Here is a 14,670-nt window from a genome sequence, read left to right as displayed (position 1 = left end):
GCATGTCCAGCAGTTCCTTGTCCGGAATCCGGCTCGAGCCCATGACATTGCACGGCGCGACGGTCGTGCTGCGCCCGCCGCGGGTCGACGACTACGCGCAATGGCGGCGGATCCGGCTACGCGATCAGCGCTTTATCGAACCCTTCTGGTCGAGTTCGCCGTTGGACTGGGACGCGCGACATACCGGAAAGCTCTGGGTCCGTGAATGTCTCAGCGTACGTGCGGAGGCGCGGGCGGGTCGCCGACTGTCCTTGGTGATCGAGGTCGACGGCAGACTCGCGGGTCAGATCGAACTGGTTTCCATCGAATCCGCGACCGGCTCCGCCGAAATGGGGATCTGGGTGGATGCGGAGGTGGCACGGCACGGCATCGGTGGCCTGGCCTCGTCCATGGTGCTGGATTTCGGTTTCGGACCGGCAGGTCTGCAACGCATTACCGCCCCGATCTCCCCCGCGAATCTCGCCACCGCGCGCGGCGCCGCCCTCATCGGTTTCCAGCGCGAAGCGATGATGACCAGATATTTCGACGTCGGTGGGGCTCGGCGCGACCACGAATTGTGGGCGATCACCAATGCCGCGATCCCACCGAACGGCTTCGCGCGGCACTGGATCGACAGCCACTCGACCCAGCATCCGGAAACGCGGCCCGACCGACCGGACATCGGCACCGATACACCGCTGAACCGGACCACCGTGCTTGCCGCCGTCGCCCGGTACTACGCGGGCCGGGCATTGCACCGATTCGATCCGCTGCGCTCACCGCCCACGGCCCGCCTCACCGATCCGGACGATCCGAGGGTGGTGCTGCGCAGTCGGCACCTCCTGGACCGGACCCGGTGGCGGACCGCGCGAATCCGTAATCGCGCCGCGCTGGATTCGGAGCCGAACGCACCGGCCGCCGCGTGGGAGCGCCGGCACGGACGAATCGCCTGGCTACGCGAATTCTTCTGTGCTCGTGCGGGATTGCGATCCGAGCGGGGTCTGGTGCTGGCGGTCGAGGTGAACGGCGATTACGCGGGCGAATGCCGATTGTTCGATCTGGATATGTTCGATCGCAATGCGCGCATGTTCGTGTGGACCGATCCGGCCGTCGGCGGTGAGCAGATCCGGATAGCGGCCACCCGCCTGCTACTCGACCACGCCTTCACCGCACTCGGCCTGTGCCGGGTGGCGACCGCCATCGAACCCGGCGATGTGCATTCGGCCGAAATCGCCGCACGCGTCGGCATGATCCGCGAGGGACGCATGCGCTGCTTCGTCGGCGCCACCGGTCGCAGGGCCGATCACGACCTGTGGGCGGTTACCACCCCGATCGCCCAGGGGTGACGAAGTTGCGCGGACACGGCGCCCCACCGGACGTACAGTGAAGCGGAGAACCTATCGCGCGCAAGCCGATTCGTGCCGGGGGCCCTGTGTGCGCGTGCATCATCTCTGCCAGGAGTTCAGCATGGACCACGTTGACCGCGGCCATACCAACCCCGACAACCCCGCGGCTACCCGCACCCGTTTCGCGCGCAGCAACGAGCTCCAGGCGCGGCTGCACGATCTGGTACCCGGCGGTGCGCACACCTATGCTCGCGGACCGGATCAGTATCCGGAGTTCAGGGCGCCGATTCTGGTTCGCGGCGAGGGCTGTCGGGTCTGGGATGCCGACGGCAATTGCTATATCGAATACGGCATGGGCTTGCGTTCGGTCACTCTCGGCCACGCGTACCGCCCGGTGCTCGACGCCGTGACCAGGGCGATTGCCGACGGAGTCAGCTTCAGTCGACCCACCGAGCTGGAAGTGCTTGCGGCACAGGACTTCCTGTCACTGGTACCGGGCGCCGATATGGTCAAATTCGCCAAGAACGGCTCCGACGCCACCACCGCCGCGGTGCGACTGGCCAGGGCCGCGACCGGACGCACCGTCATCGCGGTCTGCGATCAACCGTTCTTCTCGGTGGACGACTGGTTCATCGGGACCACCCCGATGGACAGCGGCATACCCACCGAGGCCGTCGCAGGCACGATGAAATTCCAGTACAACGACCTGCCGTCGCTGGCCGCCGTGCTGCAAACCGGCGCGGTCGCGGCCGTGGTCATGGAGGCGGCAACCGCACTGAACGAACCCGCACCCGGCTTTCTCGAAGGTGTGCGCGAACTCTGCGATCGGCATCGCACCCTGCTCATCTTCGACGAGATGATCACCGGGTTCCGGTGGTCGGTGGGCGGGGCGCAGGCCATCTACGAAGTGACACCCGATCTGTCGTGCTGGGGCAAGGCGATGGGCAATGGATTTCCGATTTCGGCGCTGGCGGGTAAGCGCGAGTTCATGGAGCTCGGCGGGTTGCGTACCGACCGCGATCGAGTGTTCCTGCTGTCCACCACGCACGGGCCGGAATCGGCTTCGCTAGCGGCGTTTCGGGCGGTCGCGCACGCGTACACCACCGGCGAGCCGATCGCACGGATGGAATACGCCGGTCGGTTGCTCGCCGACGGTGTCAACGCGATCGCCACCGATCTCGGTATCGCGGACTACCTGCAGGTACTGGGACGTCCCTCCTGTCTGATCTTCGTGACCCGCGATCCCGAGGGCCTACCATCCCAGGAGTTCCGCACGCTATTCCTGCAGGAACTGCTGGACCGAGGTGTGCTCGGTCAATCCTTCGTCACCTCGGCCGCGCATACCGAATCCGATATCGGCCGGACGATTACGGCGTGCCGTGAGGCGGCGAGCGTGTACCGCAAGGCAATTGAGCAGGGCACGGTCGACGGGTTGTTGGAGGGCCGCCCGGTGGCTCCGGCCATTAGACGCAAGGCCGAGCCCCGGCGCATCGACTCGGTGGCCGAATGAACTTGCCGAACAATGGGACCGGATCGCCGCGGATCGCGATCGTGCACGAACGGTTCACCGAATTCGGCGGATCCGAGGCGGTGGTCGGCGAATTCGTCGAAACCTGGCCCGACGCACAGGTATTCGCGCCGATTATCGATCCGGCAGGCATCCGACCGCCGCTGACCGCGGTGCAGGGCACCTGGCTCAGCCGCGCATACGCCGCCACCGGTCGTCGCTCGCACGCCCCGCTGTTGCCATTCGTGCCACGCGCCCTTCGACAGCTGCCCCTGCGCGGACGGTTCGACGCGGTCCTCATCAGTCATCACGCCTTCGCCACCCAGGCCGCATTCGCCACGGACGCACCGACCATCGTGTACGTGCACAGTCCGGCCCGCTGGGCCTGGGATCCGGAATTCCGCGCACAGGAGTCGGGCGGCCGCGCCGGACAACTCGCACTCACCGCCCTGGGCCGACTGGCCCGCCGCGGCGAACTGCGCGCAGCCCCACATCTCACGCACGTAATCGCCAACTCGCACGCGGTGGCCGATCGCGTCCGCGACTGGTGGCGGTTGCCCTCGACCGTGGTCAATCCCCCGGTTCAGGTCGATAATTTCACCCCCGACCCGGCCGTGCCCCGCGAAGACTTCTTCCTCGCCGCCGGCCGCCTTGTCCCCTATAAGCGCCCCGACCTGGCCATTCGCGCCGCCCAGCGGGCGGGTGCGCGCCTGGTCGTCCTCGGCGACGGCCGCTTCCGCCCCCACCTCGACGCGATCGCGGGCGCCGAAACCACCTTCCTCGGCGCCGCACCCTTCCAGACCCTGCTGGACATGTACCGCCGCTGCCGCGCCCTGCTCATGCCGGGCATCGAGGATTTCGGCATCGTCCCCGTCGAGGCAATGGCCTGTGGCACACCGGTTCTCGCGGTCGATCAGGGTGGGTCCCGCGACACCGTGCGCCCCGGAATCACCGGCGAATTCATCGAACACGGCAGCGACGAGCACGTCATCACGAGCCTGGCGCAGGCCATGTGCGACTTCGATGCCACCGTCTACGATCCGACAGTCATCCGAGCCCACGCGATGACCTTCTCCCCCAAGTCATTCCGCGCCGGCATCGCCGACATCGTCAGCAACACAATCGGATCCGGATAGCCGCTCGATCGGCCGAGCCGGTCCGCCCACCCGCGCAGACCTGCCCGGCCAGCGCGCCGTTCACCGTCGGCACGGGCAGTCTGCCCCGGCGCTAGTTGAGCGGTTCGGACATGTCGGTCTTCAAGTGCTCGAGCCCCGCCCGGATCCGGGATTTGACCGTGGGGAGACCGACCCCGAGACGCGCCGCAACTTCGGGATAGCTGAGTCCGGAGTAGTACGCGAGCGCGATGGATTCGTGCTGGAGTGCGGTCAGATGGGTGAGGCTGCGACGCAGGGCGTCCCTTTCGTCGTGCCGCACCGCCGCCTCGGCCACCACATCGGTCGGGGGCTGATAATCGCGACTGCCCCAGGAGTGATTGTGGTCCATGGTGGCGCGTTCGTGCCGGACCCGGTCCACGGCCTGGCGATGGGCCAGCATGCGTAACCAGGTGAGCACGGAACCGCGGCGCTCGTCGAACCCGATCGCACAGCGCCATACCTCGAGGTAGACGTCGTGACAGGTCTCTTCGGCATACCCACGATCACGGACGATCGCCAGCACCCGGCGATAGACCAGACCGCGAGTGCGGCGGTAGAACTCGGCGAAGGCATCTTGATCGCCGTCGCCGATGCGATGTACCAATTCCGCATCGACAGCGTCGGATTCGATATCAATCCGATTACGAACCGGCCGAGCGACGGACCGCAGAGTGGTTGGAAGTCGTTCGGACCGATGTGAATTGTGTTCGGACCGAGATGAAACGAGCAGGATCACGATTGCCCCCAGACAAACAAGTGATGCGACATGCAGGTTGATTTCGACGTATGAAGCTGCGTCGAAGCAGACCGTCGAGGGCATGGACGGCACTGGCGGAGAACGGAATCGGCCGGGGACTGGGGCCGATAGTCCAACTTTCACATTACCGCGCCGCGCGCAAATGATCATGCACTTTCGCGGAGTAATGGATTACTCAGACGCGCAGGCCGAGTTCGACGATCCCTTTCGCCACCGCATGTACGGCGACCCGATTCTTGCGAGCATGCGTGCGGATCAGTTCGAACGCGACCTCCGGCGTGGTCCGCCTGGCATTGGCGATTACACCCTTGGCCTGTTCGATGACTATCCGCGAATCCAGCGCATGCTGCAGCTGCGCGGTCAGCCGCTGCTGACGGCGTAACACGTTGGAATTGACGATGTGACCGGTCGCCATGCTCGCCAGCAGTCCGCCCACCGAGAGATCCTGGTCGGTCCAGGCCCGTCGGCTAGGGCCGTACAGGCCGAGCGCACCGACCGTGGTCTCGCCGACCCGCATCGGGATCTCGGCCAGCGACGACAACCCGTGCCGGACCGCCTCGGCGGCGAACTCCGGCCAGCGCTCGCCGTGTCGACCGATATCGTCGATTGCGATGGGTTTGCCGGACCGGTACGCGTCCACGCTCGGACCGCGTTCGCTGCGATGCTGGCAGAGTTCCATGGCCACCAGTTCGTCCGGAGCCGCGGCGGCCATCCGGGAGCGCTCGTCGGGCGTGAGCGTCTCGTCCGGCATCAGCATGACGGTGCAGCCGGCCAGATCGAGCGCCACGATCGCGCTGTTCATCAGCTGGCGCACCATCTCCGCTGTGTCACCGATCGCAGGTAGCAGTTCGGCCAGTCGCGCTGCCGCGGCAACCAGCACTTCGTTGTCAGACACCCGAATCACCCCACACGTGCGAAAGTCGGTCGTCCCCTCAAGTCCCGCGCCGCACTTGCTGACGTTTCCATGGTATGGCTAAGCGAAGTAACACACCACAATTTCGACACCACCATGCTCCTTTGAATTATCCAGCTACTCATCGGATTCCGTTGACCGGCCATCAGATAGTGGCCGACATGACTAATATCCGAATGCCACGATGGACGACAGGCTCGACCTGACCGTGCCACAACGATGTGCCCGGTGAGGCTTATTTTCGCTGAATTCTCTCCGCTTAAATGTGCCACATTGCGGCGAGTAACAAACACCGCGACCGGGAGACTGCAATGGCGCCCCCATTCGACGATCGGCAGCACGACCGATCATCCGAGCCGCTGCCGGATTCGATCCAGTTATTACGGTCACTTGTGCGCGCGGTCGACTCGCTGGCGAGCGATTTCGACGTTGTCGAACTATGTCAGCAGCTACTGGAAGCCTGTACCGAAGTCACCGGCGCAAGCGATGCCGGATTGTTGCTAGCCGACCAACGCGGTGAGCTACAGGTACTTGCCTCTACCAACGAGTCGGCCCGACTGCTCGGTTTGTTACAGCACGAGGGACCGAGCTTGCATGCCTACTGGAACAAGACCGCGGCATCGGTCCACGATCTGCGCGCCGACGCGGATCAGTGGCCGGAGTTCGCACCCGCGGCATCGGCCGCGGGATATCGCTCCGCCTATGCCGTGCCACTGCGGCTGCACCGCGACAGCATCGGCGCGCTCACGATCCTCGCCACCTCGGCCGCCGCGCTCGGACAGCTGGATCTGCGCATCGGGCAGATCCTCGCCGATATCGCGGCCGTCGGCATCGCGCAACACGTGATGCTCGCACAGGGCGCGACGATCCAGGCGCAGTTGCCGACCGCGCTGAACACGCGCGTCGCCATCGAGCAGGCCAAGGGTGTGCTCGCCGAGCGCGGCGACCGCGATATGGATCGTGCGTTCCAAATCATGCGCGGACATGCTCGCGCCACCGGACGACGACTCACCGATATCGCCGGTGACATCGTCGAGGGGCGCATCGATCTGCGTGCCGACGCGGCGGACTGAGTCAGGTATCGAAGCGCAGCCGGTCGGCCACGACCAGCGCCGCGACCTCGGCCAGCGACAGCCCGTGTGCAAAGGCATAGGCGCGCAGCCGCGCATATGCGTCGGGTGCGCGAATGTCCAATTGTGCGAGCACGATTCCCGCCGCCTGGTGGATCGTGCGACTGGTCAGCGGCTGATCCCACCATTGCGCGGCGGCGTGCGCGGATTTCGCCGATCCGGCCACCAGCTGCGCGATGACCAGATCGGCGATGTGCAGCCCCGCCGAAATCACGTACGGTTCCGGTTTGCCCGGTTCGGCCCGATATAGATCGAGCACGCCGAAACGCACCACCCCCAGCTGTAACGGCACCGCGACCATCGACCCCGCGACCACCGCGACGCGGTTCAATTCATCGGCGAAACCCGGCCATCGCACATCGGTTTCGGCCAGATCGGCCACCAGCACCGGTACACCGGCGACGGCGGCGTCCACGGCAGGCCCCTGCCCCGCGGTGGCCTGCACCGCCTCCACCCGCGCCGCCACCGAATCACTTGTAGCCCACGGCTGCAGTCCCGCATCGCGCTCCTGGATCAGGATCGCGGCACGCTGCACCGGCAGCACCCGCACACAGGCGCCGCACAGGGCGGTCATCCCACCGCCTTCGGCCGACAGCTTTTTCAGAAACTCGAGGGCCGAGAAGAATTCATCGGTCAACTGATCGAACTGCCCCACACCATTCCTACGAAATTTCACGACCGTTATCCCTGCCACGAGTTCGACGGTCCCTTGCCCCAGGATTCGTCACCACCCCGGTACTGGACCGCAACTACGCGCAGGAAATACGGCAGGTCGGCACCCGCAAGAATACGAAACACCGATCGTCCACACCAGGGCCGAACGTCCCACGCTCGCCGCAGCAGGCGGTTTACATCGGGACGATCAGCCCATGATGGGATCTATTACCAATGTAGGCCGGGGATTACGCGGGTAACCCGCGCGGCCGGGCTCGGCAGTGCCATCAGCGGCAGTACTACCGGCGCGAGGTAGGACAGCGCATTACGACCGGAGTCCTGATCCGCATCGTCGGTTGCGGCGGGTGCCACCGTCTTCTGCTGCTTCCCCTGTGCGGCATGCGATTCACCGAACCAGCGGAACCCCTGGTGCATGATCGTCCGCTTGACCGACGGCATCAGCAACTCGACCGCCTGGGCGAAGGTGCCGACCGGGGTATCGATGCGGTGCGGGCGATCCTCGATGGCGCGCACCACGATTTCGGCGGCGCGGTCGGGGTCCGGCACCGGCAGCGAGCGATAGATATCGGTCGGCGCGATCATCGGCGTACGCACCAATGGCATGCGCACGGAGGTGAAAGTGATTCCCGCATCCCGATTTTCGACGGCAGCAATCTCGCTGAAGTTGTCCAGCGCGGATTTGCTCGCCACATACGCGGCGAAGCGCGGCACCTTGGTCTGCACGGCAATCGAGGAGATGTTCACGATATGTCCGAAACGCCGCGCCCGCATCGACGGCAGCAGCGCGAGAATGAGTCGCACCGCACCGAAGTAATTCACTGCCATGGTCCGCTCGAAATCGTGCATGCGGTCGGTGGAATTGACCACCGAGCGACGGATCGACCGTCCCGCATTGTTCACCAGATAATCGACATGACCGTGATCGGCGAGCACTGCGGCGACCAGTTCGTCCACGCCGTCGGAATCGGTGATATCGCACGGATAGGCATGGGCGACACCACCTTCGGCCCGCACCGACTCCGCCGCGGCGTGCAGATCGTCGACACCGCGCGCCACCATCAGCACAGTCGCACCGCGCTGCGCGACGGCATGGGCGGTGGCCAGGCCGATACCGGAGGACGCCCCGGTGATCAGGACGACGCGACCGTCCAGCGGATCACCGCTGTCGCCGGGCCGTCCCCGGTTCGGGTCCAGGTTCTCGGCCCAGTACTGCCACAGCCGCTCGGCGTAGCTGTCGAACGACGGCACCGCCAACCCGGTCCCGCGCAGCTGTGCCCGCGTGGAGTCGGAGACGAATTCCGCCGCGAACGAGGCGTGCGGTGCGACCTCGGCCGGAATTCCCAACTGCTCCAACAGGAAATCGCGAACCGTCGCGACACCCGGGATGTGAGCGAGTCCGTTCAGCGCGAGTCCGCTGCCGGGCACCGTACCGATGCCGGTCGGCGCACCCGCCGCGGCCGCGAGCGCACCGTAGATCTCACCGAACGGCTGCGGCTCGGGGTTGACCAGGTGGAATGTGCGTCCGTCGAGCCCCTTGCGGCGCACCAGCTCGACCATCGCGCCCGCCACGTAGTCGACCGGCACGATATTGGTCGCACCCAGATCCGGCAGCAGCATCGGCAGTTCGGCGGGCAGTGCGCCGAGGCGCGAGATGGCCGGGAAAAAGTAGTACGGACCGTCGATCTTGTCCATCTCACCGGTGCGCGAATCGCCGACCACGATCGCCGGTCGATACACCCGCCAGCGCACCCCCTCGGATTCGCGGACCAGCTTCTCCGCGGCGAATTTGGTCCGGTGGTACGGCGAGGTCAGCCGCTGGCCGAGGTCGAAATCCTCCTCGAAGAATTTGCCCTTGTGGTCACCGGCCACGGCCACCGAGGAGACGTGATGCAGCACCGCGCCCAATTCGCGGGCCAGCTCCAGCACCGAGCGCGTGCCCGCGACATTGGCCGCGTGCGCGGTCTCCTCGTCGGCGGTCATGTCGTAGACCGCACCGAGGTGGATCACATGGTCGGCCTTGGGCGCGTCCTCGATCAAACCGAGACCTTCGGCGGTCAGATCGCCGAGCATCGGAAATGCGCGTTCGCCACCCGTCCAGCCCGCGGTGAGTTCACCGAATTTCGCCACCGACGCGGTGCGAACCAGCACATGCACAATGGCTTCGGAATCGGCCGCCAGCAGTTCCTGAACCACCCGCCGGCCCAAGAATCCGGTTCCGCCCGTCACGATGAAAGTTGTCATCGCATTTCCTCCTGCTGTCGCACTCGAATTGAGTTGTCACACATGCGCGCCCGGCATGCAGCAGTGAATGCGGACATCATTGATTTCGGCTTCCAGCCACCAGTTTGCTGAGCCAATGCAGGAACACCGTTGCCCTACTGGTGGGTAACTTTAATCGGCGCAGCTAGCCCCGGGCAAGCGAACGACGGCCAAGGGCGATGTGTGAATGGTCACCAATGGCCGTCGCTAATATTGTGTGTTACAACAGTTTTCAGATAATGTCCGAACGCGAAACCTTAATCGGGACACCGCGTTTGCCCACCGGCTCAGCGCTTCCCGGCGCGGGCGGGCGGGGATTCCAGCGGGGGGCGGCCCTGCAGATAGGTCTCGAAAGCATCAAGATCGATGGGTCCGACAGTCTTGTCGGTGCTCTCGGTGAAGACCGTGAAACCGTCACCGCCCGAAGCCAGGAAGCTATTGGTGGTGATGCGGTAGGTGGCGACCGGGTTGAGGGGTTGGCCACCGACGCGCACGCTGTCGGCGACGACCTTGCTGCCCTTCGGACTCGACTCGACATAGGTATAGGTGAGCCCGGCGGGCGAGAGCACGGTCGCCTTGCCGTTGCTCCATTGCTGTTCGAGCAGACGCAGGATCTGACTGCCCGTCATGGTGACGGTGACGACCTGATTGCCGAACGGCTGCACGCTGTAGATATCGCCGTAGCTGATCTGACCGGACTTCAGGTCGGTGCGTACACCGCCCGGATTCATGAAGGCCGCGACCGCCGCCGCGGGTGCGGCCGCGGTGACCGAGAGCATCGAATCGGCGATGACATCACCGAGCGGCGATTCGCCGGAGCCTGCCGGTTCGTGCGGCAGCGACGCCGCCGCGACGCCGACCGGCCGCTCCGCGCGCGGCTTGGCCTGCTCGGCATAGAAGTCGATCAGCGAGGTGGTGGCCGCGTCCGGAGTGACCTCCCGGGTCACCACCCGGTTGACCGCCGATGCCTGCACACCGTCGGCGCCGAAGCGCAGGGTGACATCGGTTATCAGCCGACCGTAGGAGGCGGCTTGGGTGACCACCTTGCCGTCGATGGTGCAGACATACGGCTGATGCGAATGTCCGGTGAACAGCACCCGCACCGCGGGATCGACACCCGTTGCCAATGCGGTGACCTCGGAGGAGATATTCGCACAACCGTTGTAGTCGACCGCCGCATTCTGCGCTGTTTTCTGAACGCCACCGTCGTGCACCAGCGCCACCACCGTCTGCGCACCGGCCGACTTCACCTCGGGGACATAGCGATTGATCGCCGCGACCTCGTCGCCGAAGGTGTAGCCCCGAATGCCTTCCGGCAGCACGATACTCGCGGTCTCGGGCGTCACCGTGCCGATGACACCGATCTTGTGTCCGCCGACCTCGAGCATCGTCCACGGCCGCAGCGTCGGCGGCAACTTACCATCCGCACCGGTCACATTGGCGGCCAGAAAGGGAAACTTCGCTCCGGTGAACGGCGCGCCGGGCGAGCATCCGGTCAGCGCGCAACCGCCCTGCTGCAGTCGCGCCAATTCGACGACGCCGCTATCGAATTCGTGATTGCCCACCGAGGAGGCGGCCAGTCCGATGGAATTCAGGAAGGTGATGGTCGGCTCGTCGTGGAAGAGTCCGGAGACCAGCGGGCTCGCGCCGATATTGTCCCCCGCCGACACCACGGCACTGGCCGGATACGCCTTCTTCAACCGAGCCAGATGGGTCGCGAGATAGGCGGCACCGCCCGCGTCGTGTCCGGCGATCTTGCCGGTCGAGCCCGTGGGTGGTTGCAGATTGCCGTGGAAATCGTTGAGCCCGAACAGGTGTACCTCGTCCGACTGCGCGCCGCGCAGATCGTCGGTCGAGATGAGCGGGATCACCCCCGGGGCCGTCGAGGTGGTGGGGTGACCGCTGTCGGATGCGGTACCGCACCCCGCCACCAGGGCGATGCTCACGAGTCCCGCAATGATCATGCCGATGCGACGGTGCGCTCTCATACTTCAGACTGTCCCACGCCAGGGTGCCGTCGGCATGAATCTCGTGCGAACACACCGACGGCGGGGCCGATGCTCGACCCCGCCGCGCGGATTTCCCGGTTATACCCGGCCCGCCGCGAAATTCGCGGCCGGCCAGAACGCCCAGCCGTAGTTCGTATGCTGGCTCGGGTCGAAGCCGCCACCGCAGATCGGATCACCACCGGTGCAGTAATCGGCGGTCTTCCAGGCGTAGTTGCCGGGGACGCCCCAGCCGATCAGGCGGAGGGGATCGCCGAACAGCAGAACCGCGGAGACCTTCCATTCGAGATCGCCGGGAAGCACATAGATCCCGGGCAGCGCGGTCACGATGCCGGTGCCGACGACACCGTGCACGACGGCCGCGCCCTGCGAGTAGCCGACCAGGATGAACTGCTGATCCGGGCACATTTGCGACTGCCGAATGACATGGTCGGTCATGTCCTGGGTACCGCGGCTGAGCGACGTGGAGTCGAGCAGGTCCGCGGGATAGTCCACCCGGTAAGCGCTGCTGCTCACCGGAAGTGCTTGGAGCAGCGTGTCATACAGCGGGTCGCCGACGACGGAGCCGAGCCACCCGGGTTCCCCGGTGCCCCTGGCGACGACCACATCGACCGCGGCACAGTCCGCCCGTGCCTGCGCGCCGATGCTGGTCACCACCCCCGCCGTCGCGACGAGCAATAGCACAGCGAATACCCGTGCCGGCCGCCACTTCTCGAAGATTCTTACCTTCCGGATTTCCATCGTGATCACCTCTCACGCCGTTGTGAGAAGCCGAGTGACGCTTGTCAGCGACAAGTGTCACTCGGCTATATCCGCGAAGGTAAGAACGATAGAGAGTTGCGTCAAGCAACTCAGCTGAAGCGAGACCGGTTCAGCGCTGAATCGTGTCCTGGAATCCTTTCCCGCGCACGACGATTCGGGCGCTTATGGAATGAGAACCGCTGCGCCGGCGAAACGTCCGTATGCGAGATCCGCGAGGGCTCGATCTGCCGTACCGAGGGAGTACCCCGTAGTGGTCACATGTATACGGTGTTCGCCCGCCAGCGCGAGGAATTCGCGCGCGTCGGCGCGGGTATTGGCAGTCACCGAGCGAATCTCGCGCTCCTGGAACAGATGCCGCTGATAGTTCAGCGCCGGGATATCGCTGAGATGGATGCCCGCGATGGCGAGGATGCCGCCACGATCGAGCGCTTCCATAGCGGGCAGCACCAACTCGCCGATCGGCGCGAACAAGATCGCCGAATCCAATTGCACCGGAGGCCGATCCGCCGCACCCTGCACCGAGGCCGCGCCGAGGTCGGCGGCCAGCTCGCGCGCGGCCGGATCCCTGGTCATCACATGCACCTCGGCACCGCGCGCCAGCGCGACCTGCGCGGCGATATGCGCGCTACCGCCGAAGCCATATATCCCGAGCCGTCCACCCGTGGGCAGATCGGCCCGCTGCAGCGCCCGATAGCCGATGATCCCGGCACACAGCAGCGGCGCGGTTTCCATATCGCTGTATCCGTCGGGCAGCCGGTGGGCGTAAGCCGCTGGGACAGTGGCATATTCGGCGTATCCGCCGTCCGCGTCCCAGCCCGTGTACTCCGAATTCGGGCAGAGATTCTCCGCGCCGCGCAGACAGTACCGGCAGATTCCGCAGGTGTGGCGCAACCAGGCAATGCCGACGCGATCACCCACCGCGAATCCGGGAGCCGAAGAGCCGAGTGCCCCAGCGGATCCCGGTCCCTGCGCCACCACCTCCCCCACCACCTCGTGCCCGGGCACCACACCGGGCCGATGCACCGGCAGATCACCCTCGGCGACATGCAGGTCGGTGCGACAGACCCCGCAGGCCAGTACCCGCACGAGGAGTTCGCCGGCCGCGGGTTCGGGCACCGCGTCGCGAACGAAGTCGAGCGGTCCCCCATCGATCGGTCCCGGCCGTCGCACCCGCCAGCCGGTCATGCCCGTGGTCGCCGCACTCGCATTCATGCCGATCACTCCTCACCGACAGGGAGAACGGTCTCTTCGGATTATCCCTGCCGACCGGGCTGGTTCACCCGTTCCGCCGAGGGCGAGTCGGGCTTCTGATACATTTCTGTATTGAATACATTCCTGTATCGAATGGACCTGATGTCCGAGGAGGTGCACATTGGCCTCGACCACCGCTGCGGAGACCCCGACGCGCCGGGTGACCCGCCGGCGCACCGAAACACGTAAACGCCTGCTCACCGCCGCGTATCAGGTCTTCGCCGAGGAGGGCTTCGGCCGCGCCTCGGTGGAGCGCGTCTGTGAACGGGCCGGGTTCACCCGTGGCGCCTTCTACTCCAACTTCACCTCGCTCGACGAGTTGTTCCTGGCCATGTGGGAGCAGCGATCGGCAGCCATGATCGCCGGTATCCGCGCGACCCTCGACGGCTTCTCGGTCGACGGCGTCGCCGATATCCGCGCCGCGGTCGAACGGTTGGACCGCGCCGTGCCGATCGATGAGGACTGGTTCCGCATCACCGCCGAATTCACCTCGCACGCGCTACGCACACCCGGCCTGCGGCAGGTGATGGCCGGACGCGAGGAGGCGATCGTCGCGGCACTGATGCCGACGATCGTCGCCGCGCTGGCCCGCGTCGGCCGGACCGTGCCCGATCCCGTCGCCCTCGGGCAGGCCCTGGTCGCGGTACACGACGGCACCGCCGTTCAGGTGCTGATGGAACCCCGCAGCCGCAAAGTGCGCATGCGACGCACCGACCTTTTCTGCCACATCGTGCTGGCCTACAGCACCGAAACCGAAGGACTCTCAATGATCGTGTCAAGCCGCGACTGCCGTCGGGACGGGTGTGTCGAGGGTGAATTCTCTCCCGTCGCGCAGTAGTGCCCACAGGACGTCGACCAGGCGCCGGGCCAGGGCTAGGAGGGCCTGGGTATGGATGAGTCGCTCACCGCGCTTACGGTCGTAGTACCGGCG

At 65.8% G+C, this 14,670-nt stretch carries 12 protein-coding genes and 1 pseudogene; 5 read left to right on the top strand and 8 right to left on the bottom strand.

From position 1 onward, the window contains the following. Positions 1 to 2 precede the first annotated feature (2 nt). The 3 genes from ACZ60G_RS08275 to ACZ60G_RS08265 all read left to right on the top strand — a co-directional run bounded on the left by ACZ60G_RS08275 (position 3) and on the right by ACZ60G_RS08265 (position 3,968). The gene (locus tag ACZ60G_RS08275) at positions 3 to 1,325 is read left to right on the top strand and encodes a GNAT family N-acetyltransferase (RefSeq protein WP_465808433.1); all 1,323 of its coding nucleotides are present in this window, start codon (positions 3 to 5) and stop codon (positions 1,323 to 1,325) included. 121 nt (positions 1,326 to 1,446) lie between these two features. Next, complete coding sequence (locus ACZ60G_RS08270; protein WP_465808431.1) at positions 1,447 to 2,835, top strand: glutamate-1-semialdehyde 2,1-aminomutase; 1,389 nt, start codon at positions 1,447 to 1,449, stop codon at positions 2,833 to 2,835. After that, positions 2,832 to 3,968 (top strand): glycosyltransferase, encoded by a 1,137-nt coding sequence (locus ACZ60G_RS08265; protein WP_465808429.1) that lies wholly within the window; start codon positions 2,832 to 2,834, stop codon positions 3,966 to 3,968. Before ACZ60G_RS08270 ends, ACZ60G_RS08265 begins: the two co-directional genes overlap by 4 nt. A gap of 91 nt (positions 3,969 to 4,059) precedes the next feature. On the opposite strand, the gene ACZ60G_RS08260 is transcribed toward ACZ60G_RS08265, so the two are convergent. Beyond that, positions 4,060 to 4,590, bottom strand: a complete 531-nt coding sequence (locus ACZ60G_RS08260) for a sigma-70 family RNA polymerase sigma factor (protein ID WP_465808427.1) — start codon at positions 4,588 to 4,590, stop codon at positions 4,060 to 4,062. 328 nt (positions 4,591 to 4,918) lie between these two features. Further along, positions 4,919 to 5,638: a GAF and ANTAR domain-containing protein gene (locus tag ACZ60G_RS08255; RefSeq protein WP_465808425.1), complete on the bottom strand. Its 720-nt coding sequence runs from the start codon at positions 5,636 to 5,638 to the stop codon at positions 4,919 to 4,921. 329 nt (positions 5,639 to 5,967) lie between these two features. On the opposite strand from ACZ60G_RS08255, the gene ACZ60G_RS08250 reads away from it, so the two are divergent. Then, positions 5,968 to 6,729, top strand: coding sequence for an ANTAR domain-containing protein (locus ACZ60G_RS08250; protein WP_465808423.1), 762 nt, complete (start codon positions 5,968 to 5,970; stop codon positions 6,727 to 6,729). Position 6,730: 1 nt separating this feature from the next. Here the strand turns inward: ACZ60G_RS08250 and ACZ60G_RS08245 are convergent, their stop codons facing one another. The 5 genes from ACZ60G_RS08245 to ACZ60G_RS08225 all read right to left on the bottom strand — a co-directional run bounded on the left by ACZ60G_RS08245 (position 6,731) and on the right by ACZ60G_RS08225 (position 13,700). Continuing rightward, a complete protein-coding gene (locus ACZ60G_RS08245; RefSeq protein WP_465808421.1) occupies positions 6,731 to 7,462 on the bottom strand; it encodes a GAF and ANTAR domain-containing protein in 732 nt (243 codons plus the stop codon). A 206-nt stretch (positions 7,463 to 7,668) separates the two neighbouring features. Continuing rightward, the gene (locus ACZ60G_RS08240) at positions 7,669 to 9,702 is read right to left on the bottom strand and encodes an SDR family oxidoreductase (protein ID WP_465808419.1); all 2,034 of its coding nucleotides are present in this window, start codon (positions 9,700 to 9,702) and stop codon (positions 7,669 to 7,671) included. A gap of 305 nt (positions 9,703 to 10,007) precedes the next feature. Continuing rightward, positions 10,008 to 11,708: a bifunctional metallophosphatase/5'-nucleotidase gene (locus tag ACZ60G_RS08235; RefSeq protein ID WP_465808417.1), complete on the bottom strand. Its 1,701-nt coding sequence runs from the start codon at positions 11,706 to 11,708 to the stop codon at positions 10,008 to 10,010. A gap of 99 nt (positions 11,709 to 11,807) precedes the next feature. Further along, a complete protein-coding gene (locus tag ACZ60G_RS08230; protein WP_465808415.1) occupies positions 11,808 to 12,467 on the bottom strand; it encodes a cutinase family protein in 660 nt (219 codons plus the stop codon). Between the two features lie 183 nt (positions 12,468 to 12,650). After that, positions 12,651 to 13,700: a zinc-binding alcohol dehydrogenase family protein gene (locus tag ACZ60G_RS08225; RefSeq protein ID WP_465808413.1), complete on the bottom strand. Its 1,050-nt coding sequence runs from the start codon at positions 13,698 to 13,700 to the stop codon at positions 12,651 to 12,653. Between the two features lie 160 nt (positions 13,701 to 13,860). Between ACZ60G_RS08225 and ACZ60G_RS08220 the strand changes: the two genes are divergently transcribed. Then, positions 13,861 to 14,577: a TetR/AcrR family transcriptional regulator gene (locus ACZ60G_RS08220; protein ID WP_465808411.1), complete on the top strand. Its 717-nt coding sequence runs from the start codon at positions 13,861 to 13,863 to the stop codon at positions 14,575 to 14,577. Here ACZ60G_RS08220 and ACZ60G_RS08215 read toward each other — a convergent pair. Further along, a pseudogene (locus ACZ60G_RS08215) lies at positions 14,515 to 14,670 on the bottom strand (IS110-like element ISMav6 family transposase); the annotation flags it as partial. The gene ACZ60G_RS08220 and the pseudogene ACZ60G_RS08215 overlap by 63 nt on opposite strands.

The organism is Nocardia sp. NPDC102475, assembly GCF_055584605.1.
The sequence above is the reverse complement of the archived record's forward strand: the minus strand, read 5'-3'. Positions and strand labels throughout refer to the sequence as shown.

Coding starts and splice junctions, on each gene's coding strand:
- ACZ60G_RS08270 (WP_465808431.1), top strand. CDS start 1,447: ATGGACCACGTTGACCGCGGCCATACCAACCCCGACAACCCCGCGGCT.
- ACZ60G_RS08250 (WP_465808423.1), top strand. CDS start 5,968: ATGGCGCCCCCATTCGACGATCGGCAGCACGACCGATCATCCGAGCCG.
- ACZ60G_RS08265 (WP_465808429.1), top strand. CDS start 2,832: ATGAACTTGCCGAACAATGGGACCGGATCGCCGCGGATCGCGATCGTG.
- ACZ60G_RS08275 (WP_465808433.1), top strand. CDS start 3: ATGTCCAGCAGTTCCTTGTCCGGAATCCGGCTCGAGCCCATGACATTG.
- ACZ60G_RS08230 (WP_465808415.1), bottom strand. CDS start 12,467: ATGGAAATCCGGAAGGTAAGAATCTTCGAGAAGTGGCGGCCGGCACGG.
- ACZ60G_RS08225 (WP_465808413.1), bottom strand. CDS start 13,700: ATGAATGCGAGTGCGGCGACCACGGGCATGACCGGCTGGCGGGTGCGA.
- ACZ60G_RS08235 (WP_465808417.1), bottom strand. CDS start 11,708: ATGAGAGCGCACCGTCGCATCGGCATGATCATTGCGGGACTCGTGAGC.
- ACZ60G_RS08240 (WP_465808419.1), bottom strand. CDS start 9,702: ATGACAACTTTCATCGTGACGGGCGGAACCGGATTCTTGGGCCGGCGG.